Genomic DNA, 22,290 nt, shown 5'->3' on the forward strand with positions numbered 1-22,290 from the left:
TTTGTGGCACAGCCACCTTTGGCGGTGTTTTCGTGTGTGGCTTTACTAGCCATGCTGGTGTGCAGCGCACGCGCGCAGGATCCGGCGGACAGCTACGATCATCCGGCGGGGAACGTCAATGAGCTCACGCTGGCGGGACTGCGGCCGGGGCAGAGCAGGATTGCACAGGCCGAGGCGCTGTGGGGCAAACAATGGCATCATCCGTCGCGCGATGAGGATGATGTTTACGTCTGGTGCGACGCGCGCAGCCACCTCCAGCTCAGTCTTGAAGCCACCCGCGAAGGCCTGATCCGCGTAGTGACGGTAAGCCGCATGCGACCGGCGCCGGCGGCAGGCGGCTGCACCGCCGTGCTTGGGGATGGAGCGGCGAAAACCGGGCGCGGCGTGCGGCTGGGCGATTCGCCGCAGCGGCTCAAACACGTGTATGGCAAGCCATTCTTCACCGGCCCTTCCAGTTGGAGGGGCCGGGATGTGAACATGGTCGTCTTCAACTTTTCCTGGGCGGGGACGAGCAAGCCCCAGATTCTGGAATCCTCGTTTGCGGGCGGCAAGCTGGTGAAGATGACGCTTTCCGCCGAGTATTACTAGTGGCCACCGCCGCCAGCATCTGAGTAATCGTGCTGCCCACAGGGAATGGCTGGCTAGCCGGGCTTTTTTACTTTTTCGTGGGCCTGGGCGCGCCCGGACTGTTTCTGCTGGGGGTGCTGGATTCCAGCTTTCTGACGCTGCCGTTTGCCAACGACATCGCGGTGATCGTGCTGGTGTCGCTGCACCACGAGCGCCTGCTGCAGTACGTGATTGCGGCAACGGCGGGCTCGGTCGCGGGCTGCTGGATCATGTTCTGCATCGGGGAAAAGGGCGGGGAGAGCTTTATCCGCTCGCACATGTCGCCGCAGCGGTTCGAACGGCTGCACGCCGCGATCGGGAAAAAGGGGCCGGTGCTGCTGGCCATGCCGGCGCTGATACCGCCGCCGTTTCCCTTCACCGCGTTCGTGCTGGGGGCGGGGGCGCTGGAGGTGAAACGCACGCCGTTTTTCCTGATGCTGACGGCGATGCGCCTTGCGCGCTTTTTGGCCGAGGGCATCGCGGCGATCTATTTTGGCCGGGGCATCGTGAAGTGGCTGGATACGCCGGGCTTCCACCTGTTCATTCAGATCCTGATGGGGATCGCCATTCTGGCGAGTGCGTACTCAATTCTCCGGCTGGTGAAGGCGTCGCGGACACGGCCGATCACCGATCCGCAGCGGCAGATCGAAGAGGGAAAAGGGAAGAGGGAAAAGGGGTAAGGGAAAAGGGGGGAGGGAAAAGGGGAGGCGTTATAAGGGGACGAAATAGAAGCCGACGACCAGGATGATGTAGACGGCGACGAGCTGCGAGCCTTCGAGCCAGTTGGTTTCGCCATCGGCGGCGATCATGCCCACCATCACCGTCGACAACACCACCGCCACCACCTCGATGCCGGTGAAGACCAGGGTCATGGGATGGCCGAGCAGCAGCGAAATGAAGACCAGCGCGGGGGCCAGCAGGAGGGCGATTTGCAGGCTGGAACCGGCTCCGATGGCCATGGCGAGATCCATGTCGTTGTGCAAGGCGGCGATGACGGCGACACCGTGCTCGGCGGCGTTGCCGATGAGCGCAAACACAACTCCGCCCCAAAACAAATCAGTGCCGTGGAAGGCCGCTTGTGCGATATGAAGCTCGTGCACCAGCAATTCGCTGAGCAGCGCGATCAGGATGACGGCCGCGAGCAACTGCACGGCAACGCCGCCGCGGCGGCCGGAGGCCTGGACGCGGCCGGTGCGGCGCGCCAGCCGCAACTGGAAACACAGGCTGATGCCGTAGAGCACGATCAGCACGCCGGCGGTCCAGAGGCTGAGGTGTTCGATGCCGGCGGCGGCGCCGGGCGCGCCGCCCACACTCCAGGCAAAGACAGCAGGCACGACCAGGCCCACGGCGGCGAGGAAGAGCATGGTGGCATTGCTGGCGGCGATGGATTTGTTCACCGTCTGGCGCTCGAACCTCAGACCGCCAAACAGCATCGCGAGGCCGAGCACCAGCAGCAGGTTGCTGATGATGCTGCCGGTGAGGGAGGCTTTGACGATTTCGAGCAGACCGGCACGCAGCGCCACGATGGCCAGGATGAGTTCACTGGCGTTGCCCAGAGTGGATTGCAGGATGCCTGCGGCGAGCGGTCCCAGGCGCTCGGCCAGCAGATCGGTGGCGGCGCCGAGCACGGCAGCGAGAGGAATCAGCCCCAGTGCGGAGAGAATGAAAATCCACAGCGGGCTGCCGCCCGCGAGCGCCAGCACAACGGCCGCCACGACGGCCAGCAGCAACAGGTCCAGCAGCCGCGAACCAGTGAGGATGATGTTGCTTTTGCTCACACCAGCATTCACGGTACACTGAAAATAATTTTTGGTGGTAGCCGCCTGATGACCTGTCGCCTTTTGCCCTCCCTCTTGCTGCTTGCCGGACTGCTGAGTCCTGCGGGTGCGCAACTGCCGTTTTTCCGGCACGACAATGCTTCCGGTTTCCACAGCTACGGAAAAATCACCTCCTTTCTGCTGAACTCGCCGCTGTCGTCACCGCCGCTGGCCTCGCTAGAGCAGTTTCCGCTGAAGGATTTCACCTACGTCCTCTATCCCACGGCAGCTTCGGGCGCAGACGGGATGATCCCGGGCAATACGGTGACGGGCGAGCCGGTGATGATCACGGTGCAGAACGGCCTCTACGATCACCACCAGGACACCGACCACCCGCTGGAATTTCAGGTCATCAAGGATCAGACGGCGAAGCTGCCGCACGCGCCGGGCAAACAGGGTCTGCTGGTGTATAGCGTGCTCTATACCGGGGCGAAGCTTGCCAACTGCACCGGCATTGTACAGGTGCTGGAGATGAAGAAGGGCAAGCTGCTGCTGGCGGATCAGTTCAGTTACGATTGCCGCGGCGGCGCGGGAGCGGAATGGAACGCCGAGAAGCGCCAGCTCACCCTGCGCGCGGCGCGCTACTCATTTGGTGACAAGCCGTGCTGCCCCAGCCGCTATGACAGCGTTGTGTTCAAGCTGGACGGGCGGTCGATCGGGACGGGGGACAAGGTGATTGGGGATCAGTGAGGGCAGGGGGATAAGGGAAAAGGGATAAGGGAAGAGGGAATCAGCGGCCGTGCCCTCTTCCCTCTTCCCTTTTAGTTCGCCGGTTTCGGGAGCTCGAGAGGGTGGTCGAGGCGGACGGCGATGGTTTCGCCGGCGCGGAGGGTGATGTCCTTTTTGTGAGAGATGAGGACGCCGGCGGTGCCGACCGCGGCGCCGGCAATGGCGCCGCGCGCCAGGCCGCCGTAGCCGCCGAAAATGCCGCCCAATACGGCACCGATGGCGGCACCGGTGCCTGCTTTTTTGGCGGTATCGGCGCCCTGGCCGTTGACCGTGCCTTCCTGGCCATTCACCGTTTGCGCGCTGTTGCCGACGCCGTTGGTCGTGGCGTTCAGCGGAATGGGGGCCTGGCCGGGAACGATGAGGTTGTTGTACTGCAATTGCAATTGGGCGTGGCCGCTGAGCTTGCCGCCGCGCTGGACGGATTGCACGATACCGGAAATCTTTGAGCCCGCGGGAATCGCCGCCACCGCACCGACCCAGACGGGGACGGTGGTGGTGAGGGTGAAGGCTTCGCCGGCGTACGCGTCCTTGGTGTCGAGCTCTTTGTCGAGCTGGGTCCGGATGACGGTGCCCTGGGCGACTAGAATGCCGTTGTCATAAACGCCGCTGGGGCGGGTGGCGGCATCGGTGGCGCTTAGGGGAAGATCATTCGCGCCAGCCGCCGCTGCGGGCGCCGCCGTGGTGCGGGCGCCGATGGCGGAGTTGTAGAGGTGGTGGTTGAAGCCGTCATCGTAGCCTTGGGTGAATCCGCGACGGAAGGCGGTCTGGTAATCGGTGCTGCTGCCGAGGGAGGCGGTGTAACCGACGAGGCCTTGCTTGTATTCGTTGCTGGCGGTGGAATTGTAGACGGCGTTGGAGTTGGCGTCGGATTGGCCGATGTTGTAGCCCTCGCGGTAGCCGCTGGCTTTAGCGTTCGTGGCTTCGGGTGGCTGCCCTGCTTCGCGCGGTGCGCTACGCAGGGCGCCAGCGCCGCGCGGCGGCGCTGGCGGCGGGGCGAGGAGGGCGCGCTCGCGGCCGTTGTAGCCGTCGAAGTAGCCATCGGAAAAGCCATTCTGGAAGCGGGTGCGGTAGGTTTGTCTGGAGCCGTAGGCCGCGGTGTAGCCTGCGGAGCCGTCTTCGTAGGCGGTGAATTTGCGGGCGTTGGCGCCGGCGCCGGCGGCCTTATCCTTTACCCCCAGAGCATAGGCGGCGTTGTAGCCGGCGGCATAGGCGGTGTCAACGCCGGTGTTGGTTTGCGCGGCCAGTGCCACCGTCATGGCTGCCGACACGATCAGTGCCAGGATGGGCGCCCCAGTATGCAATATCCTCTCCCGCATGCGAGTACCTCCTAGATCTTTCGACGCTGCACCCCGGGCCGGGGTTTCGGCTGGGATAATTGAAGTTGTGAACTATCTTAGGCCGAATCGGGCGTGGCGCTGCGGTGAACGGATTTATACGCTGGGCGCGCGGACGTGGGTGATGGCGATTGTCAACCTCACGCCGGATTCATTTTATGCCGCCAGCCGGCTGGCGCCGGGCGAGCCGGAGGCGGTGGTGCGGCGCTGCAGCGAGGCGCTGGAGGCGGGCGCGGACATTGTGGAATTGGGCGCGGAATCGACCCGGCCGGGATCGAGGCCCTTGAGCTCCGAAGAAGAACAGGCGCGCCTGCTGCCAGCGCTCGTCGCGGTGCGGCGGGCGCTGCCCGAGGCGCTGCTTTCGGTGGATACGCGGCATGCGAAAACGGCGGCGGCGGCGCTCGACGCGGGCGCAGACATTATCAATGACGTAGTCGGCGGCGGCGACCGGGAAATGCTGCCGCGGCTGGCGCGCACCCGGTGCGGCATAGTGCTGATGCATGCGCGCGGGGAGTTTGCCACGATGCAAAAGCTGCCGCGGCTGGAGGATCCGCTGGCGACGGTCGCGGCGGGACTGGCCGCGATTGCAAAGCGGGCGGCCGATGCTGGAATCGGGGGAGAGCGCGTCATGCTCGACCCTGGGTTTGGTTTTGGGAAGAACCTGGACGAGAACTTTCCGCTGCTGGCGGGACTCGACCGGCTGCACGCACTCGGGCACGCGCTGCTGGTGGGGGTTTCGCGGAAATCCTTCCTGCAACGCGCGCGGGAATCGGGGCCGGAAACGCGGTTGGCGGCGAGTCTGGCGGCGGCGACGGCGGCGGTGCTCGCGGGCGCGCATATGCTGCGGGTGCATGATGTCCCGGCCACGGTGGAAGCGGCGCGGATTGCCGACCGGGTGTTGATCACGATCCGGCGGGCGGCGACGAGGGACGTAGAGGCGATTGCGGCGCTGCTGGGAGCCAGCGCGCACGAACATGGAGGCGAGCTGACCGGACCGTTCCGGGAGTCGCGGGTGGCGAAATGGGTTGCGGGTTCCTTGCCGGTTCTCGTCGCGGAACAAGCAGGCGAGTTACAAGGCGTGCTGGTGACCAGCGAGCCGCACGCGCGCAGCTCACGCGCCGTGGCGGCGATGCTGGCGGCTTATCCGGCGCGCGACGGAGCTTACGTGTATGGGCCGGTTTGTCTGGCGGCGGGCGCGCGCGGGCACGGCATCGCCGCGGCACTCTACACCGAAGTCCAGCGGCTGCTGCCGGGCCGCGAGGCCATACTGTTCATCCGCGAGGACAATGCGCGCTCGCTGCGGGCGCACGAAAAGCTGGGGATGGGGCGCGTGGCCGGGTTTCAGTATGACGGCGCGGGGTTTGCGGTGTTCAGCGACATTGACTCGACTGAGGGGCGCGGGGCCGGGCGGGGACGCAAACCGTTGTAAAATGAGCCTCAGCCTGCCCGAGGATTTCCCGTTCATGTCGGATTCCGCTTTTTCCCAACCTGAAAGCCCTGCTGTCGCCACCGATAGCGCCTCCTTTGCCCAGCTTCTGGCGCAGTTCGATAAAGAAAACGAATCGGCGGGACCGGCCATCGGCGAGCGCCGCACCGGCCACGTGGTGAACCTGCGCGAGGACGTGGCCCTGGTGGACATTGGCGCCAAGGCGGAGGGCGTATTGCCGCTGGATGTCTGGCGCGAGCAGGGGCCGGGCGGCGAGCTGACACCGGGCGTGGCGATTGAGGTCGTGGTCGAAGGGCGCGACCCGGAGGGCAGCTTCAAGCTCAGCCCGTTTTCGCCGGACCGGCCGCGCTCGCTGGCGGATGCGCGAGTGGCATTCGCCGAAGGGCGGGTGCTGCGGGGCAAGGTGACGGGCGTGGTCAAGGGCGGACTGACGGTGGATGTCGGACTGCATGGGTTTATCCCGCAATCGAAAAGCGGGGTGCGCAATCCCGATGACATGCACAAGCTGGTGGGGCAGGAAGTGTTTTGCCGCATCACGCGGGAGCCGGAAGAGAAGCGGCTGGTGCTCGACCGGCGCAGTCTGCTCGAGGAACAGCAGGCGACGCAGCAGCAGCAGACGCTGGAGCGGATTCAGCAAGGCGACGAGCTGCCGGGGACAGTGACGAGCCTGGCGACGTACGGCGCGTTTGTGGATATCGGCGGCGTCGATGCCCTGCTGCACGTCTCCGACATGAGCTGGACGCGGGTGGCCGAGCCGGCGCAGGCACTGACGCTGGGGCAGGCGCTGACGGTGAAGGTGCTGAAGATCGACCGCGAGAAGAAGCGCATCTCGGTGGGGCTGAAGCAGCTCTCGCCCGATCCGTGGGCGGGCGTGCCGGAGCGGTATCCCGAGGGCACGCGCGTGCGCGGGGTGGTAACGCGGACGGCGGATTTTGGGGCGTTCGTCGAGCTCGAGCCGGGCATTGAGGGGCTGGTGCATATCAGCGAAATGTCCTGGTCGCGGCGCGTGCACAAGCCCACCGATGTGGTGCAAGTGGGCGAGATGGTGGAGACCGTGGTGCTGGGCGTGCACCGCAAAGAACGGCGGATTTCACTGGGGCTGAAGCAGGCGCTGGGCGATCCGTGGGCCGAGGCGGAGACCAAATTCAAGGTCGGCACGGTGGTCGAGGGCAAGGTGCGCAATCTGCAGCAGTTCGGCGCGTTTCTGGAAATTGCCGAAGGCGTGGACGGCATGGTACACATCGGCGACATCAGCAACGAACGCCTGCAGCACCCCAGCGCGGTGCTCAAGGTGGGCGACGTGGTGCGGGCGCAGGTGCTGGAACTCGATCTGCCGCAGCGGCGGCTGCGGCTGGGGATGAAGCAGCTCATCCCCACACCGTTTGAAGAGTTTGTAAACGCGCACCAGGTGGGCGATGAACTGACGGCGCGGGTGGTGAAGGCGTATCCGGGGCGCGTGCAGGTGGATGAGGGTATTGAAGCCGCGTGCCCAACTGCCGCGGCGCCGGTGCGCGTGATCGAGGAAGGCTCGCTCGCCGCCAAGCTGGCCGCCGTCTGGAAGCCGGCGCAGGCCGCGGCGGCCAAGGCGGCTGCGGAAGAACCCAAAGGCGTGCAGCTCAAAAACGGCGAGGTAAGGAAGTTCCGGATCACGCGGCTGGAGGCCGAGCGGCACCAGATTGAGGTCGAGCCGGTTTAGGGCATACGGACCCGCGGTTACCGGAGCGAGCAGAAATTCAGTTTCGCGGCGCGGCTGAAGGTAGCAAACCAAGGTCGTTCGTGGTTCCGAAACTCCCGAAGAATTCTGGATTTCAGGTTGATGATGGCTGCGACCCACTCGTCCGGGTTCGGCACGGTGTTATGGGCGGTCGAAAGGATCGCTACATCGGTGCGGATTATGTGCTGGCGGTGGCGGTTCCGCATCTCGTGGTCGGCCGTAACGAGGAGCCATCCGTGTCGAGCGCAGAACGCGATTACGTCCGTGTCCGGCACGTTCCGCAGGGCCTTGTCCGACTCGTCTCTAAACCAGTGATGGAATCGCTGAACGGTGAACCCGGCGGTTGACAGCCTGCGTGCGATTGATTCGGAAGACAACCCTTCGTCGAGAAATAGAACGCATTCCTCATGCCGTTTTTTGATGTATTTGGAAATGGGTCAGCGCCTGGCGGACGATTTCCGCGTTGAGACCATACTCGCTAGCGATGTCTGTCGTGTCCCTGCCGGACCGACGCATCCCTGCCAGCGTACTGACCGGGATTCGTGTATCGACCACAACAAGTCTGCCTGACATGATATTCGGGCTGATTGAAACCGGCCGCGTTTGAGAGTCCCTGGCAGCATATCTCCACGGGTAGATAAACTCCCCGCTTACGATCCTTTGTGAAAACAAGTCCGCGACTTCTGCGAATATCGTCTGCCCCGGATGCGAACCGATGGAGACAACCTCGCGGGGGTGCGTGCCTCGGGCCTGCTTGTGGTAGACCAGATCGTTCATGCACACCTTGATCGCATCGTCACGGCGGAGCGGGTGCGTCGTTCGGAATTTACGCCTGGCGTAAGTCATAACGCGGCGCAGGTACTGAAGCGCAAAGCCGTACTTTGTCCGGAGCAAGTGAACGCGGTACGCCTCTTCAAGGTCTCGGTAGGAGAGCAGGCGAATGGTCCCGATGATCGCGGAGGGAATGAGAACAGGGGCACGGCCGCCGTACCAGTCAAACATCGTGCGGGTTGGGATCGCCAACGTCTGAGCAGCTTCCGGAATGGTGTACGTAGGAAACTCTTCCAACCGCTGGCGAGGCTGGCGGACAGGTTTGTCTTTTAGCATTCCTTGTGGTCGGCGTGTAGCACGGCACCGATTCGCCGCCGCGCACGCTGGACCAGTGCCACCCCCCTCCTCGCCCCAGTGTAACCGGAGATGGCCTCGTTCGGCGAAAGAGCCGAGTGTATCGCTGTCCGGGTTCTCAAGTGGCTCGCCACTTTTTGCCCTGGTCGCTCCCGATGGTCGCTTGGAGTGCGGGCTTCGATTGCCGGCAGGGTCCGACCGCTGGCGCTCAGGGCTCCTCCAAGCTGCCGCCAAGTGGTGAACCCTCCGGATTGACTACGGCCCGCGACGGGCCACGTTGGGATTTCCAAACATGACGAGGCAATTCGGGATTGACGGTGGCGCGGAGCAGGTCGTAGTGTTACGTATGCGCCAAGGTGGGAGCCTCGTCATGAAAAACTTTTCATTCCGGAAAATGCGGTTTTGGATTGCGGTCGGCGGCTGCGGGTTGGTGGCCGCGCTCGCGCTGGGAGCGGGGGCGCAGACCGTGCCGGTCGCGCAGCTTACGCGGGCGTTGCGGTGGCGGAGCGTGGGGCCGTACGTCGGCGGACGCGCGACCGCGGTGGCGGGCATCGCGAGCGAGCCGAACGTGTATTACGTGGGCACGGCGGGGGGCGGCATCTGGGAGACGAGGGATGCGGGACGGCAGTGGGAGAATATCTCCGACCGCTACTTCAAGACCGGCAATATCGGGGCGCTGGCGGTGGCGCCGTCGAAGCCCAGCATTATTTACGCCGGCGCGGGCGACTCGGGCGACCGCAACACGGTACTGACGGCGGGCGCGGGGCGGGGCGGGGTGTACAAGTCCCGCGACGGCGGCACGACCTGGACGCAGATGGGGCTGGCGGATACGGGCGTCATAAGCTGGATCGTTGTCGATCCGCACAATCCGGACGTGGTCTATGCAGCGGCATTCGGGCGTGTGTTTGCGCCGGATACGGAGCGGGGCGTTTACAAGTCGACCGACGGCGGCACGACCTGGAAAAAAGTTTTGTATGTGAACGACCACACGGCGGCGGAGAGTCTGGCGATCGATCCGCAGAACCCGCAGATTGTTTACGCCACCATGTGGCAGGTGTGGCGGCGGGCGTGGGCGCTCTCGAGCGGCGGCCCGGGCAGCGGGATTTACAAGACCACCGACGGGGGCGCGCACTGGAGCAACATCACGCGCAGCCCGGGACTGCCGAAGGGCATTCTCGGCAAGGTGGATATCGCGCTGGCGCCGAGTGCGCCGAACGTGCTGTACACCGTGATTCAGGCGGACTACAAGCCGGGACTGCCGGGCGGGCTTTTCCGGTCGGAGAATGGCGGCCAGAGCTGGACGCTGATGAACGACAGCCTGGAGGTTTCTCAGCGCGCCTACTATTACGGGCGCGTGTACGTGGACCCGCAGGACGCGAACACGGTGTATGTACCCAATGTGGGCGTGTTTGTGTCGCACGACGGCGGCAAGACGCTGATTTCGCTGCACCCGCCGCATGGTGACAACCACGTTTTCTGGATCAACCCCGACCATCCGCAGGATCTGATCGAGGGCAACGACGGCGGGGCGACGGTGTCGCTCGACGGCGGCAAGACGTGGAGCTCGGAAGACAACCAGCCCACGGGGCAGTTCTACCACGCGAACCTGGACGAGCAGTTCCCTTTTCATATTTACGGCGCGCAGCAGGATGAGGGATCGTCGGAAGCACCGAGCGCGGAAGCGGGCGGGCTGATTCCGGCGGTGTGGACGCGGCTGGCGGGCGGAGAGGAGTGCTGGGTGGTGCCGGTGCCGGAAAAGCCGTGGATCACTTATTCCTGCGGCTACTTCAGCATCAACTCGAGAGAGAACCGGCGCACCGGCGAGGTGAGCGAGGTCAGTCCCTGGCCGGACGACAAGAACGGCTCGGCGGGCAACCAGATGAAGTATCGCTGGGGCTGGAATCATCACGCCGAGACGACGTCGCCGACCAATCCGAAACTGTTCGTGCTGGGCGCGAACGTGCTGTTCGAGACGAGCGACGAGGGCGATACCTGGAAGCAGATCAGCCCCGATCTGACGCGCAACGACCAGAGCAAACAGGACCGCTCGGGCGGACCGATCAGCAAGGACCAGACGGGCGAGGAGATGTACGACACCATTTCGGCGGTGGCGTTCTCGCCGCTGAGCGACCAGGTCATCTGGGCGGGCTCGGACGACGGGCTGGTGCACGTGACCACCGACGGCGGGGCGCACTGGAGCGGGGTGCGGCCGCCGGAGCTGCCGACGTGGGCGATCATCACCAGCATCGAGCCATCACATTCGGAGGCGGGCGCGGCGTATCTTTCGGCTAGCCGGTACATGTGGGACGACTGGAAACCCTACGTCTTCAAGACCACTGATTTTGGCAAGCACTGGACAGCGATCACCAACGGCCTGCCCAGCGATGAATACGTCAACAGCGTGCGCCAGGACCCGAACGATCCGGACTTGCTGCTTGCCGGCACGGCACGGACGGTGTACATGAGTCTCAATGGCGGCGGGCAGTGGATGCCGCTGGGGCTCAACCTGCCGCCGGTACGGGTGAACGACATCGAGATTCAGCCGCAGCAGCACGCGGTGGTGCTGGCAACGTTCGGGCGCGCGTTCTGGGTGCTGGACGATCTGCAATTTTTGGAGCAGTTGCGCGGCGCCAAGGCGGAGCGCGATGCGGCGTATCTGTTCCGGCCGCAGCAGGCGTGGCTGGTGAAACGCAGCAGCTTCGCGTTTGGCCGGGCAAGGGTGGGCGGACAGAATCTGGCGGCGGGCGCGACGGTGTTTTTTCATTTGCCGGCGAACTATAATGCCGCCACGCCGGTGAAGCTGACCTTCAGCAACGCCGCGGGCGCGGTGATTGCGAGCGTCCCGCTGCCGGAGAAGCCGGCGCGAGGGCGCTTTGGCCGGGTGCGCCGGGCGGCGAAGCTGCGGCCGGGGATGAACCGGTTCCAGTGGAACCTGCGCTATCCGGACGCCACCGACGTAAATGGCATCTTGTGGTCGGTCAACGGGGCGTCGGAACCGGTGGGACCGGAAGTTGTGCCGGGAACGTACTATGTGCAGTTGTCGTACGGCGATTCGCAGACGCCGAAGCAGCCGCTGGTGGTGAAGCTGGACCCGCGCCTCAGCACGACGCAGGCGCAACTGGAGCAGCGCTTCGCGCTGATGATGCGGATTTACGACGCCGAGAATCAGCTCGACGGCACGCTGAACCAGGCGCTGGAGGTGCAGCGGCAGCTTGCCAAGGCAGTGGCGGCAGATCCGGGAGCCACGCGGGCGGCGCTGCAGGCGAGCTACGACGGGCTGAGCAAACAGATCGGTGAGCTGGTGGATCTGCGGATTCAGTCGAGCGAAGGCGGGCTGATGTTCCGCGCCATGCTGCACGCCTGGCTGACCAACATCGGCAAGCAGGTGGACCAGCAGTTCCGGGCGCCGACGCCGGGGATGGCGCAGGTTGCGGACCTGTACATTCAGCAGGCGGACGCGGGCGTGGCGGGATTGAAGGCGGAGCTGGCGAAGGCGAAGACGGCGCTGGGGAACTAGCTCGTAGCTCGTAGCTGGTAGGAAGGCTCGGGCGCGCCTCGGACCTCACGAGCCCGGCACGGTGAGGCCGGTGACTTCCTGGTGCTGGCGGTAGATGACGGCTGGGCTGACTTCGCCTACGGCGTCGACGTTGACGGTGTAGGCGCCGGGCGGCAGGAAGACGGTGAAGGGCAGCTCGCCGGTGGATTGCTGGTTGGTGAGCTCCTGGTGGGTGTAGCGGAGCGAGAAAGCTTTGTGGGTGTCGTTGGCGACGGCGACGACGATCACCGTCAGGCCGAGAGTCTGGCCGCTGTTGTTGCGGACCTCGATGGCGCCCTTGAGATCCTGGCCGCTGACCTGCGGCTTCTGAGTCCATTTCAGCGTCAGCGGGGCGCTGGCACTGGAGGGTAGCAGGCGGGTTTCTTCGAGCGGCGGCTGGCTGGAATCGGCGACGGCAATTAGCACCGAATAAGGCTCGCTAGTGCGGGGCAGGCCCGCGATGACACCGGTCTGCGGGTTCAGGCTGAGGCCTTCGGGGAGTGTGCCCTGCGCGATGCGCCAGGTGTAGGGCAGGCTGCCGCCGGTGGCCAGAAGCTGAGCCTTATAGGGTTGATTTTGCCGGGGGCGCGGGAGGTGCGTGGTCAGGATCTGGAACGGTTGCTGGGCCGCGAGGGCGGCGGCCAGGAGGACGAACAGGGCGGCGGATTTACGACAGGTCCGCAAGGGCCCTCCTGGCGGCTTGGGCGCCGCACAGGCCGTGGACGCCGCCGCCGGGCGGCGTTGAAGCCGAGCACAAGTAGACGCCGGGAATGGGGGTGCTGTAGCCGCGGCGGGTGGGCCGGAACAGGATTTGGCCGAGCGAGTTGCGGCCGCCGCCAATGTCGCCACCCAGCAGGTTGGCATTGTACAGCTCGAGCGTGGCGGGCAGGCGGACGCTGCGCGCCAAGATTAGTTTGCTGAAGCCTGGGGCGAAGCGCTCCATCTGGGCTTCGATGCGGGCGGCCATTTCGGCGCCGCCGTCGGCCGGGGCATAGCCGTTGGGCACGTGGCAGTAGGCCCAGCCGGTGTGCCGGCCCTCGGGGGCGCGCGAAGCGTCGAACAGACTGGGCTGGCTGACCAGCACGAAGGGCTGCTCGGAGACCTGGGGATAATCGCGGGCGCAGGAGCGGCCTTCCGAAGAGGCGATTTCCTGCAACGTGCCACCGACGTGCACGGTGCCGGCGGCGCAGCACTCGGCTGCGGTCCAGGGAATGGGCCCGCGGAGCGCCCAGTCGAGCTTGACGACGCCGGGGCCGGGACGGAACTGTTGCAGCTTGCGCGCGTAGCTCGCGGGCAGGCGCTTGCCGCAGAGCACGACCAGCGCGCGGGGCGAGACGTCGCAGAAGATGGCCCGCGCGGCGGGCAGATCGGCGAGCGAGGCGATGCGCTGGCCGGTGATGATTTCGCCGCCGAGGGATTTGAGGTAGGCGGCCATGGCGTCGGCGATGGCCTGCGAGCCGCCACGCGCGATGGGCCAGCCGCCGCGATGGGCCGCGGCGGCGAGAATCAGCGCGATGGCGGCGCTGCCGCGCTCTTCCAGCGGAATCATGGAATGGGCGGCGAGGCCGGCGAAGAGCGCGCGGGCGGGTGCGGAGAGAAAGATTTTTTCGGCGAGCGAGCGGGCAGGCTTCATGGCGCGAAGGCCGAAGCGTGCCAACGGCATCTTCTGCGCGGGCCAGTGGAGGGGACGAAATGCTCCGGCCTCGATCGCCGACCAATCTTTCACCACGGGCGCGATCAGGCGGCGATAGTTAGGCTCATCCTGTTCGCCCAGGCGCTCGGCGGTACGCTCGCCATTGCGCTCAACCAGAACCGCGGTGCCGTCGTCGAGCGGATGCGCCAGGGCGAGCGGGGGGTGAATCCATTCCAGGCCGTATTCCTCGAGCGGCAAGGACGGCAGAAACGAGGTCGAGACTGCCATGGGGTGGACGGCCGAGCAGACGTCGTGGTGAAAGCCGGGCAGCGTGAGCTCCGCGGTGCGGGCGCCGCCGCCGATTTCCGGCTCAGCTTCATAGACCGTGACGCTGCCGCCCGCCTGCGCCCAAACGATGGCTGCGGCGAGACCGTTGGGGCCGGAGCCGACCACAATTGCATGGCGCGAGGCGTGCATTGCCTGTGCATCGTCTGCGGTTTCGGTGAGCACGGATGCGGAAATTTCGGGTTTCATCCGCAGCCACCCTCGGCCGAAAGGATCAATGCACACCGGCTGATTGGTGTGAACCCATTTAGGTTGTGCGATTTGGCTCGCTTTTGCACAGAGTTTTCCGCTCTACGACTACTGTTTTTTACTTTTGATTTAGAGACTCTAAGCCGCAGTGTTGGGGTGTGAGTTTGGGTTGTGGCACAGCCACCTGTTTGGGAAGTTCGTTCCATGAAGCGACGGCGCTATTGTACTGGGAGCAGAGGCCGTGGACGGTTTCGGTGACTTCGGCGCCGGGAGCGGCGTCGGCTTGGGTTACGCCGGAGAGCAGGCGGGCCTGGCGAAGATTGAGATGGCCGAAGGTCTTTTTGAGAGCATCGACCGATTGATCTGGAGAGGCGGCGGAGGCGGCCTGGTAGGCGTGGGTGCTGAGTTGAAGGCCGTCGGCAAGGCTTTGGGCGACGGCGAGCTGGTGGACGAGATCGGCTTGTGTAACGTTGGCGAGGCGAGGATCGAGCTTTACCGTGAGCGGTTCGGTGTAGCGTTGACCGGCGACGGTGAGAACGAGCTTGTAGATGCCGGGGACGACCATGGGGCCTTGGGGCTCGTGCCAGGGTGTGTTGTGCGGGATGGCGTGGTCGGCCAGGGTGTACTCGAAGTAGTCGCGCTGAAAGCCGAAGTAGGTGAAGAGAATGTGCGGCGGGTCGGGGTAGCGCAGGTTCCAGACGAAGCGGTTGATACCGGCATGGTTGGGTAGCAGGGTTGGAGGGGCGAGCCAGTAGCCGGCGACGTTGACCACGTAGGGTGGCTCGCCACTTATTGCCCTGGTCGCTCCCGCTGGTCGCTTGGAGTGCGGGCTTCGATTGCCGGCAGGGTCCGCCCGCTGGCGCTCAGGGCTCCTCCAAGCTGCTGCCAGAGTCTTGTCGGGGCCAACGCTGGAGTAGGAGTTAATCAGATGGCCTTGGGAGTCGTAAATCTGGAGAGTTAAGGGCTGGACGGCGGGCGACTTCAGGTAGTAGTCGATGATGGCGCCGTCGGGGGGATTTTTGGAATGCGGTTCGTCGGGGTTGAGTGGGGTGTCGGTGTAGTCATCCCATTGGAGGCGGATGGCGGGTGAGGGACGGAATAGATGCGCGGTCGACCGCGCTACGTTTGGCGACAGTTGTCGTAGCGAGGCGATGTCGTCGAGCGACCAGAGGCCGCGGCCGTAGGTGGAAATGACTAAATGATTGTGACGAAGCTGGAGGTCGGTGACGCGGGAGGCGGGCAGGTTTAGCTGGAGCGACTGCCAATTGCTACTATTGTCGAAATATGCGAATACTCCCGCATCGGCGGCGGCGAAAAGTAGGTTGTGATTGGTTGCATCCTGGCGGATAGCGTTGACGCGACCGGGAATGGTTGCGGAAATCGGCCGCCAATTACTACCATTGTCACTTGTGTAATAGGCCGTACCGCTGGCGACCACGAAGGCGACACCTGCTTTGCGCTGGCCGGGCTCGATCATGGTGATGTAGCCCTTAAAGCCTTTGGGTGTAACGTCGTGCCAAATACGACCATTGTCGGTTGTGAGCTGGATGAGGCCGTTTGAAGTACCGACCCAGATCGCGTTGGGGTTGACGGGCGAGGGGGCGATGGCGGTGATGGCGCCTTTGCCGGAGGTCAGATCGGGGCTGATAGCCTTCCAGTGATCACCGGCGTCGCTGGTGGCGAGCACGTACTGGGTGCCGAGCAGCAGCGTATGGAGATCACCAGGCAGGAAGACCATGGGCATGAAGCGGGCTTCACGGTATTTGGGGTTGCGCTCGAAGACGTGGACGGACTGGCCGGTGACGTGGTCGGTGCGGATGACGCTGCCGAACCAGCCGGTGGCGAAGACGATGTTGGGATGCAAGGGGTCGGGGGTGATGACGGCGCTTTCGAAGCCGTTGGTGGTCCACCAGTCGCGGTAGGTGATCTGGCCATCGTTGGCGCGGATGGGAACGGCGACGGTACCGCTGTCCTGCTGGGAGGCGTAGAGGTGGAAGGGGAACTGGTCGTCGGTTGAGACGTTGTACATCTGGCCGGTGGGCTGGTTATACCAGGTGGACCAGGTGCGGCCGGCGTTGAGGCTGATCTCGGTGCCCTGGTCGACGGCCAGGGCCATGCGGCGGGAGCCGGTGGGGTCGATCCACATGGCGTTGAAGTCGTCGCCGCTGGGGGCGCCCTGGAAGGCTTGCCAAGTGGCGCCGGCGTCGGTGGAGCGATAGACGGCGGTTTCCATGGCGTAGAGGACGTTGGCGTCTGCGGGATCGACGTAGATGTGAAAGAACTGGCCGCCGCCGACCAGACGGGGGTCGTTTGACGCCAGACGCCAGTGGGCGCCGGCGTCATCGGAACGGAACACACCTTGCGCCATGTAGGCGTAGACGCGCTGGCCGTGGGTGCCGGGTGCGACGGCGAGCGAAACGCGGCCGCGGGCATCGGGCGGGAGGCCGGTGCCGGCGACGGCACTCCAGGTGCGGCCGGCGTCGGTGGAGCGATAGATGGGCAGGGTGGCGATGCGGGCGCTGGGGAACAGGCCGGCGCGGCCGGTGTGAAAGGCGGCGTAAATTGTAGCCGGCGCATCGGGGGCGGATTCCAGTGCGACCGCTTCGCCGCCGACGGTTTTGGCGCTGAGGGCGAGCGTCCAGGTGTTGCCGCCGTCACTGGAGCGGGAGATGCCTTCGCTCGACGCCGCGAGGACGAGTTGCGTATTGTGCGGATCGAGCCAGACTTTGAAGACGGGATGGCCGCGCAGGGCGACCAGCGCCAAGTGGGCGCCGGCGTCGATTGATTGGCGCGGGGCCTGGCGTGGCGCAGCCACGCCACCCGCTTGACGCTCGGCCGGGCCGGGGGCCGCGCGAGCCCCAGCCCGGCCTTCGCGGAGGCTCGCCACTTTTTGCCCTGGTCGCTCCCGATGGTCGCTTGGAGTGCGGGCTTCGATTGCCGGCAGGGTCCGCCCGCTGGCGCTCAGGGCTCCTCCAAGCTGCCGCCAGGTGTAGCGATACAGGCCCTCCGGGCCGGCGCTGCCGAGGGAGCGGTCGACGGCGACGTAGAGCAAGTTGGGGCCAGCGGCGGCGAGGGCGCCGATGCCGGTGAGGCGCTCGGGGTCCGTAATGTTGCGCCAGGTGCGACCGGCATCGTCGGTTTTCCAGACGCCGCTGGAATCGGTGCCCATGTAGAAGACTGCCGGACGGTCAGTCAGGCCGACGACCGCGGTGGCTTTGCCGCCGCGCCAGGGGCCGAGGAGGCGCCAGCGGAGGCTGGAAAAAAGAGAGGGGTTCACTATTGATTGGGGCGGGGCCGGGCGTGGCTGCGCCACGCCACCCGCTAGACGCTCGGCCGGGCCGAGGGCCCCGGGAGCCCCAGCCCGGCCTGCGCGTTGGGCTGCGAGTGAGGTCGCGGCGAGGGTCAGAAATAAGGCAAGCGGTGCGATACGCCTCATGAAGAAATCCCTTTAGACTTTTGCTTTAGTCTTTTGCTTTACACTAGGCCACATGGCAGACGGCCCGATTCAACGGCAGTCGCTGGCGTCGGCGGTGGCCGACAAGCTGCGCGACAAGATTATCCTAGGCGAATTGCAGGAAGGCGAACAATTGCGCCAGGATGTGATTGCGGCCGAACTGCAGGTCAGCCGGATTCCGGTGCGGGAGGCGTTCCGGGAGCTGCTGGCGGAGGGGCTGATCAACATCACGCCGAACCGGGGGGCGGTGGTGTCGGCGCTGCAGCCTTCCGAAGTCGAAGAGCTGTTCCATATGCGCGCGGTGCTGGAGCGGGAGGTGCTGCGGGCGTCGATTCCGCGGCTGACGGAGGAGGAGCTGGCCGCCGCGGCAGCGATTCACGAACGCTTCCGGCAGGAAGTGATGGTGACCGGCGGGGTCAGCGCGTGGGGACGATTGAACAGCCAGTTTCACGCCGCGCTGTACGCGGGGGCGACGATGCCGCAGTTCAAGTCCGTGCTGCGGACCATTAACAACAATGGCGACCGCTATACGCGGCTGCAGTTGTTTCTCACCGAAGGCCGCGAGCGTGCGGTGAGCGAGCATCAGCGGCTGCTGGATTTGAGCCGGGCGCGCGACGTCGAGGCCGCGTGTGAGCTGCTGGTGGCGCATGTGCGGCACGCGGGGGAATCGCTGCGGACGCTGCTGGAGTCGAGAAGGAAGACGTGAAGAAAAGTTGTCAGTCATCAGTTGTCAGTTTTCAGTCGTGCGAGGCGGCCGATGCGGTATCGGCGGGCGTGCCCGCCAGAACTGATAACTGAAGACTGAGAACTGACGACTAATCCCGCGAGGGGTTGCCGTCTTTGAGGCGCCAGATGCGCAAGGGGTTGGCGTCCTTCAGCTCGTCGGGGAGGGCGAAGGCGGGCATGTCCTGGTAGCAGACGGGACGGACGAAACGCACGATGGCGCGGGTGCCGACCGAGCTTTGGGGGAGCGAGGACGCGGGGTAAGGGCCGCCGTGGACCATGGCGGAGGTGACGGCGACGCCGGTGGGGAAACCGTTGATGACGAGACGGCCGACGCGGGCGGTTAAGACTTCGATGAGGCCGGAGTTTTCGCGGAGATCGTCGTCGGTAGCGTGCAGCGTGGCGGTGAGATGGCCGCCGAGGGAGCGGGCGACGCGCAGGAGATCGTCTTTGCCGCCGTGGCGGACGGCGAGGGTGGCGGGGCCGAACAATTCTTCGCCCAGGTGCGGCTGCTGCAGGAGTTGGTCAGCGGTGGTTTCGAACAGCCAGGCGGAGAGGGCGGCGTTGGCCGGGTGCGCCAGAGTTTTCACGTGGGTACTTGCGGCGCGGGCCGCGGCGCCGGAGCGGAAGCTGCGGGCGATGGACTCGGTGAGGAGCGTGAACGCCGGGGCGGCGGCCATTTGCTCGGCGGTGGTCTGCAGGAAAGCATCGCCCGCCGGGGTTTGCGGCACAAGCACCAGGCCGGGCTTGGTGCAGAACTGGCCGGCGCCGAGGGTGACGGATTGCACCAGGCCGGCGGCGAGCGAGGCGGCGCGCTCGGCGAGGGCGTGGGGCAGAATGAAGACGGGATTGACGCTGCCCATTTCGGCGTAGACCGGAATTGGTTCGGGGCGCGCGGCGGCGAGATCCATCAGTTTGCGGCCGCCCTGGAGGGAGCCGGTAAAGCCGACGGCACGGATGGCGGGGTGCTGGACGAGGGCGGCGCCGACGGCGATGCCGGAATCGAACAGCAGCGAGAACACGCCTTCGGGCATCTTGGTCTGGGCGGCGGCGGCGCGGATGGCATCGGCTACGAGGGCGCTGGTGCCAGGATGGGCGGGATGGGCTTTGACGATGACGGGATTACCGCCGGCTAAGGCCGAGGTGGTATCGCCGCCGGCGACGGAAAATGCCAGGGGGAAATTGCTGGACCCAAAAACGGCGACGGGGCCGAGGGGGTGGAGCATACTGCGGAGGTCGGGCTTGCGAGGCGCGCTGGGATGCTCAACCGCAGTATCCAGGCGCGCATCCACCCACGAGCCTTCTTCAATCAGCTCCGCGAACATCCGTAATTGCGCCGTGGTGCGGGCGGATTCGCCCTGCAGGCGCGCGGCGGGCAGCGCCGTCTCGAGCCCGGCACGGGCGACGATCTGGGGGGCGGCGGCCTCGATGTGCGCGGCAATGGCGCGCAGAAAAGCGCCACGCTCGCGGCCGCTGCAGCGCGCATAGACGGGCGCTGCGGCCGCGGCGCCCGCTGCGGCGCGCTCGAGGTCGGCCGCACTGGCGGAGTGAAACACCGGATCGAGCCACTCGCCGGTAGCAGGATTGCGGGCTTGAAAGCTTTCCGCCGCCATTAAGCTTTGCCCGCCATCGCCGCGGGCCGCTCGGCGAGCACGGCGCGGATGGTTTTCAGCGCGGCATCACGCTCAGCGCCGGCCAGCTCCAGGCGCGGGGGCCGCACGCGTTCGCTGCCCAGGCCCGCTTCCTGCTGGATGAGCTTGATGAGCTGCACGAATTTGGGCACGGTATCCATGCGCAGCAGCGGCAGCAGCCAGCGATAGAGCTCGACGGCTTCTTCGCCGGCGCCATGATGCGCGGCGCGATACATGGCGACGGTCTCTTCCGGCAGGGCGTTGGTGACGCCGGCGATCCAGCCTACCGCGCCCATGGCGGTGCCTTCGAGGACACAATCATCGACGCCGACCAGGACCTGGAGGCGGTCGCCGCAAAGGGCGCGAATGGCGGTAACGCGGCGGGCGTCGGTGCTCGACTCCTTGACGGCTTCGAGGTTCGCGTGCTCGCTCGCCAGCTCGGCGATCTGCTCGGGCAGGAAATCGGTGCCGTAGGCGACCGGGTTGTTGTAGAGCATGCAGGGCAGCGGGGTGGCGTTGAGAATAGCGCTCATGTGCGCCTTGGTTTCGCGCCAGTCGCCGAGGTAGACATACGGCGGCAACGCCATCAGCGCCGGACAACCGAGCCGCTCGGCATCACGCGCGAGCGCGACGGCTTCGGCGGTGCTCAGCGCCGGGATGCCCGCGACCAGCGGCGCCTTGCCCTGGAGGGCGTGAAGAAAGGTGCTTAGAATGGCGCGCTTTTCTTCTGGCGTCAGCGTCGCCGCCTCGCCCAGCGAGCCCAGCGCCACGATACCGGTACAGCCGGCGGCGATCAGGCGGCGAGCGTGGGATTCCAGAAATTTGTGATCCACCCCCAAGTGGGTATCGAAGCAGGTTGTGATTGCCGGTAGTACACCGCTCCAATTCATATGACGTTCTCCCTTGTGCCCTCATCGCGGCTACGCCGCGCGTCCCGCTAATGCACGCGCCACGCCGGGGTCCCATAGCCCCGGCCGTCGCTGCGCTAGCGCCGCAACTGTATACAATATACCAGTTCAGCCTTCGCGGTACAGTAAGCTAGGTAACAAATAGGAAATTAGCACCGTGCCCACAATCTCCATTCTTGATTCCCATACGGAAGGTGAACCCACACGCCTGGTGCTGGCCGGAGGCCCGGACTTGGGCTCGGGCTCGTTGGCCGAGCGATTGGCACGCTTCCGCGGCGATTATGACGCTTTTCGTTCCACGGTGGTGAATGAACCGCGCGGCTCGGACGTGATCGTGGGCGCGTTGTTATGTGAGCCGCAAGACCCGGGATGCGCAGCGGGCGTAATCTTTTTTAATAATGTCGGCTATTTGGGCATGTGTGGGCATGGAACCATCGGGCTGATCGCGTCGCTGGCCTACCTGGGGCGGATCAAGCCGGGGCAGCACCGGGTGGAAACGCCGGTGGGCGAGGTGCAGACGACGCTGCACGCCAGCGGCGAGGTGACGGTGGCGAATGTGGCGAGCTACCGGCACCGTGCGGGGGTACGGATTGAGGTGCCGGGGTATGGAACGGTGACCGGCGATGTCGCCTGGGGCGGGAATTGGTTCTTTCTGGTGACCGAACACACGCACAAGTTTGCGCTGGAGCTGACGAATGTGGACGAGCTGACGGCCTATACCTGGGCAATCCGGCAGGCGCTACCTGGGGCGGGAGTGACGGGCAAGGACGGCGCGGAGATTGATCACATCGAGTTGTACGGAACGTCGGCGCGGGGGGCGAACAGCAAAAATTTCGTCCTTTGTCCGGGCCGCGCCTATGACCGGTCTCCCTGCGGGACCGGAACCAGCGCCAAAATGGCGTGTCTGTATGCCGATGGCAAGCTGGCGCCGGGCCAAACGTGGCGGCAGGCGGGCATTTTGGACACGGAATTCCGGGGTTCGATTGAAATCCGTCACGGCGTGCTCTATCCTTCAATTACGGGCCGCGCCTGGGTGACCGCACGGGCAGAGCTGCTGCGCGAGCCTGGGGATCCATTCGGCGACGGCATTCGAAGTTAAA

Annotated in this window: 16 protein-coding genes; 8 read left to right on the top strand and 8 right to left on the bottom strand. The window is 65.5% G+C overall.

Going from position 1 to position 22,290, the window contains the following annotated elements; all coding sequences use genetic code 11:
- Positions 1 to 3: 3 nt before the first annotated feature.
- Positions 4 to 588 carry a hypothetical protein gene (locus tag EPN33_08210; GenBank protein TAN22244.1) on the top strand — a complete coding sequence of 195 codons (585 nt, stop codon included), beginning with the start codon at positions 4 to 6 and terminating at the stop codon, positions 586 to 588.
- Between the two features lie 26 nt (positions 589 to 614).
- Positions 615 to 1,286: a hypothetical protein gene (locus EPN33_08215; GenBank protein TAN22245.1), complete on the top strand. Its 672-nt coding sequence runs from the start codon at positions 615 to 617 to the stop codon at positions 1,284 to 1,286.
- Positions 1,287 to 1,316: 30 nt separating this feature from the next.
- Here the strand turns inward: EPN33_08215 and cax are convergent, their stop codons facing one another.
- Positions 1,317 to 2,537 carry a calcium/proton exchanger gene (cax, locus tag EPN33_08220; protein TAN22246.1) on the bottom strand — a complete coding sequence of 407 codons (1,221 nt, stop codon included), beginning with the start codon at positions 2,535 to 2,537 and terminating at the stop codon, positions 1,317 to 1,319.
- On the opposite strand from cax, the gene EPN33_08225 reads away from it, so the two are divergent.
- Positions 2,460 to 3,113, top strand: a complete 654-nt coding sequence (locus EPN33_08225) for a hypothetical protein (protein ID TAN22247.1) — start codon at positions 2,460 to 2,462, stop codon at positions 3,111 to 3,113. The two genes, cax and EPN33_08225, sit on opposite strands and share 78 nt — an antisense overlap.
- 71 nt (positions 3,114 to 3,184) lie before the next feature.
- On the opposite strand, the gene EPN33_08230 is transcribed toward EPN33_08225, so the two are convergent.
- Positions 3,185 to 4,468 (bottom strand): hypothetical protein, encoded by a 1,284-nt coding sequence (locus tag EPN33_08230; GenBank protein ID TAN22248.1) that lies wholly within the window; start codon positions 4,466 to 4,468, stop codon positions 3,185 to 3,187.
- Here EPN33_08230 and folP point away from each other — a divergent pair.
- Both folP and EPN33_08240 read left to right on the top strand, forming a co-directional pair.
- Complete coding sequence (gene folP, locus EPN33_08235; protein ID TAN22249.1) at positions 4,467 to 5,915, top strand: dihydropteroate synthase; 1,449 nt, start codon at positions 4,467 to 4,469, stop codon at positions 5,913 to 5,915. The genes EPN33_08230 and folP overlap by 2 nt on opposite strands.
- 34 nt (positions 5,916 to 5,949) lie before the next feature.
- On the top strand, positions 5,950 to 7,629 hold the full coding sequence (locus EPN33_08240) for a S1 RNA-binding domain-containing protein (protein TAN22357.1): 1,680 nt from the start codon (positions 5,950 to 5,952) through the stop codon (positions 7,627 to 7,629).
- A gap of 423 nt (positions 7,630 to 8,052) precedes the next feature.
- On the opposite strand, the gene EPN33_08245 is transcribed toward EPN33_08240, so the two are convergent.
- A complete protein-coding gene (locus tag EPN33_08245; GenBank protein TAN22250.1) occupies positions 8,053 to 8,754 on the bottom strand; it encodes a DUF433 domain-containing protein in 702 nt (233 codons plus the stop codon).
- A gap of 310 nt (positions 8,755 to 9,064) precedes the next feature.
- Between EPN33_08245 and EPN33_08250 the strand changes: the two genes are divergently transcribed.
- On the top strand, positions 9,065 to 12,289 hold the full coding sequence (locus EPN33_08250; protein ID TAN22251.1) for a glycosyl hydrolase: 3,225 nt from the start codon (positions 9,065 to 9,067) through the stop codon (positions 12,287 to 12,289).
- A gap of 45 nt (positions 12,290 to 12,334) precedes the next feature.
- Here EPN33_08250 and EPN33_08255 read toward each other — a convergent pair whose 3' ends face one another.
- From EPN33_08255 to EPN33_08265, 3 genes are all read right to left on the bottom strand, one after another.
- On the bottom strand, positions 12,335 to 12,991 hold the full coding sequence (locus EPN33_08255) for a hypothetical protein (protein ID TAN22252.1): 657 nt from the start codon (positions 12,989 to 12,991) through the stop codon (positions 12,335 to 12,337).
- On the bottom strand, positions 12,975 to 14,417 hold the full coding sequence (locus EPN33_08260; protein ID TAN22358.1) for an NAD(P)/FAD-dependent oxidoreductase: 1,443 nt from the start codon (positions 14,415 to 14,417) through the stop codon (positions 12,975 to 12,977). The genes EPN33_08255 and EPN33_08260 overlap by 17 nt, the downstream gene beginning before the upstream one ends.
- A 175-nt stretch (positions 14,418 to 14,592) precedes the next feature.
- Entirely contained in the window at positions 14,593 to 17,751 is a 3,159-nt protein-coding gene (locus EPN33_08265; protein TAN22253.1) for a hypothetical protein, read from the bottom strand.
- A gap of 211 nt (positions 17,752 to 17,962) precedes the next feature.
- Here EPN33_08265 and EPN33_08270 point away from each other — a divergent pair, with 211 nt between their 5' ends.
- Positions 17,963 to 18,634, top strand: coding sequence for a GntR family transcriptional regulator (locus EPN33_08270; GenBank protein ID TAN22254.1), 672 nt, complete (start codon positions 17,963 to 17,965; stop codon positions 18,632 to 18,634).
- Between the two features lie 109 nt (positions 18,635 to 18,743).
- Here the strand turns inward: EPN33_08270 and EPN33_08275 are convergent, their stop codons facing one another.
- Positions 18,744 to 20,264: an aldehyde dehydrogenase (NADP(+)) gene (locus EPN33_08275; protein TAN22255.1), complete on the bottom strand. Its 1,521-nt coding sequence runs from the start codon at positions 20,262 to 20,264 to the stop codon at positions 18,744 to 18,746.
- The gene (locus EPN33_08280) at positions 20,264 to 21,172 is read right to left on the bottom strand and encodes a dihydrodipicolinate synthase family protein (protein TAN22256.1); all 909 of its coding nucleotides are present in this window, start codon (positions 21,170 to 21,172) and stop codon (positions 20,264 to 20,266) included. Before EPN33_08280 ends, EPN33_08275 begins: the two co-directional genes overlap by 1 nt.
- Positions 21,173 to 21,347: 175 nt before the next feature.
- Between EPN33_08280 and EPN33_08285 the strand changes: the two genes are divergently transcribed.
- Complete coding sequence (locus EPN33_08285) at positions 21,348 to 22,289, top strand: hydroxyproline-2-epimerase (protein ID TAN22257.1); 942 nt, start codon at positions 21,348 to 21,350, stop codon at positions 22,287 to 22,289.
- Position 22,290: the final 1 nt, after the last annotated feature.

This window comes from Acidobacteriota bacterium (assembly GCA_004299485.1).
Classification (GTDB): domain Bacteria; phylum Acidobacteriota; class Terriglobia; order Terriglobales; family SCQP01; genus SCQP01.